Here is a 2,263-nt window from a genome sequence, read left to right on the forward strand (position 1 = left end):
AGTGATTTATCGAACGATATGGAACGTGTGGGCCGGGGTCGTCTGAATCTGTGTTTTAACTGTTTGATATTTATGCTAAAAAGTAAGTTTGAACTATCAGGATGTTACTACTGGTGTTACTAAAAATTAATCCCATTTATTTATGCTAATTTTGCATAAACCATCATTTTTGGTTATTTGGTTCGTAGATTAACTCTATTGTTCAAGATTGTCCTTCATATATTCAATATGATTGCCGGACTACCAATGAAAACTAGCTAGCTAACTTTTCAAATTGTTGATAGCTACCACTAACTTATTTAGACATCATTTTTTGCACATCTATTTTAATCGTTTTCTCAATGTAGCTGATTATAGATGTTGCTTGTTGCTGCACGGTTTCTAATCTATTTTTGTCTATATATTGGTTTACAAAGGCTTGTTTACTTTTTGACACAACGCCTTTACCGTTAATAATAATACCCACAATTTTATCTAGTTGCGCATTAGGTATATCAGCTATTTTATTGATAGATTTTTTAATTTCGTCAAATGTGATTATGAGCGCAATCTCCTCCACTAATTCTGTGGAAATCGCAGCATTCATCATTTCATAAACAAATTGAACATGCTCTGTGTAGTCAGGGTATCGATACATATAGTCAATGTCATTGTGAATGACTACCGTGTTGTTGTTTTCACTATCAAGGTCATAGCGCAACATTGACATTAAAGGTTTTGAAATACTTTCAAGCACCTGATCATATTTAGCCGTATTTTTTAATATCGCGGCTGAAATTGGAATGATAAATTTATGCTCTGGCTCTCGCTGTTTCATTACATCGTGGATTAAGTAACGGTGAATCCTTCCATTCCCATCGTCAAATGGATGAATATAAACTTCACCAAATGAAATGACCGTAGCATGGATAAGCGCGGGCATGTTATTGTCTAACATCAAACGCTCATGCGTTTTAAATAATCCATCCATCATGCTATGTACATGCTCAGCTTTTGCACCTATGTAATGAACATCTTCGTCTATAAAACCAAAACGTTGAATAGTGCTGCCCACGTATACTTCGCAAGTTCGATAATCTGTTGCTTTTGCTGAGTCTTCAACAATTTGGTTTTGTACATCAATTAATTTGGATTTGTCTAAGGCGAATAGGCCGATATTTTTCAGCGAGTTTAAGAAACGCTGCATTTTTTGTTTGTCGGGCTTTTCTCTTTCAATTTCCGTCGATGACTTAGTTTCTTTGGTGTACAGGTAGTTGATAGAGCGGCTTAATACATCTGCAGATAAATATTCACCAAGCTTCTGTACTTCAGCGTAAGCAGTTTCGTATACGTTGATTTTTGCTAGCTCTTTTATATGCGGTGTTTTTCTTACTGTTGGGCAAAAGTCTCTTGTGCCAATTGCGTTGTTAATCACCTTGGTACGTTTATCTTTCTCGCCGTTGTGAACAGTGTAATAAAATTCATCTTCAAATAAATTAATGTAATTACCTGATTTTAAATCCGGCAATTCGAGTTTTTTATCCGTGATCCACTCATACAAATACCAAAGTACTCGGTTGTATTTAGAGTTAGGCTTTTGTTGAATGAAATTGGTAAATTCAACAACATCAACAACTTTGAAAATGGCAGCAAAAAAATGTAAGCGAATCCCCTGATGTTTAATAGCTGCAACCATTTGCTCGTATGGTGATTCCGATATTCCATTAAACTTGGATAGCACTTTCCGGTTTGAAGCTCCAAATGTCTGAGTATATCCTTTGTCTGAATTCGGATCTTGGTAAACTTCCAAGCCTAATTTAGGTAGCGTTAAGGTGTAGTAGCTGTTTAAAAAACTATATCCAACAGGTTTCATAATAAATCTTTTATAATTTGCTATACTTTGTTCTGTATTTGACTAAAATGATTTCGGTTGTACTTGCGTTGTGTAGGTAAAGAACCTTTTCTTAATATACGCATAAAAATTAAAACAATCACATAAAATTCCTACCAAACACATAAAAACTCAGACAAACACGTAAATTACCGTACAAACGAATAAAAATACGTACAAGCATATAAATTTAAGTGCTGATGTATAAATCTTAATAGTATTGATTAGAATTGAATGCTGACATTAATTTGATTTAGTATTTTATGAGGTCTCGTTTACTTTCTTTTTACTTGGATGTTCTCAATATGATGATGGCAAAACCAATTAAACTAGCCTGTCCAAACTGCAAAACCATACATCGCTGTTCTGGTCAACTCCAGCCGGACACTTTTC

The 2,263-nt window shown here is 34.5% G+C and carries 1 protein-coding gene; it reads right to left on the minus strand.

Going from position 1 to position 2,263, the window contains the following annotated elements:
- Positions 1-295 precede the first annotated feature (295 nt).
- The gene (locus DS2_RS19215; protein WP_035016707.1) at positions 296-1,852 is read right to left on the minus strand and encodes a Fic family protein; all 1,557 of its coding nucleotides are present in this window, start codon (positions 1,850-1,852) and stop codon (positions 296-298) included.
- Positions 1,853-2,263: the final 411 nt, after the last annotated feature.

It is taken from the genome of Catenovulum agarivorans DS-2 (assembly GCF_000568405.1).
Taxonomy (GTDB): Bacteria; Pseudomonadota; Gammaproteobacteria; order Enterobacterales; family Alteromonadaceae; genus Catenovulum; species Catenovulum agarivorans_A.

What these genes read in the sequence shown, in the direction of transcription:
- DS2_RS19215 (WP_035016707.1), bottom strand. Translation starts at nt 1,852, where the DNA reads ATGAAACCTGTTGGATATAGTTTTTTAAACAGCTACTACACCTTAACG.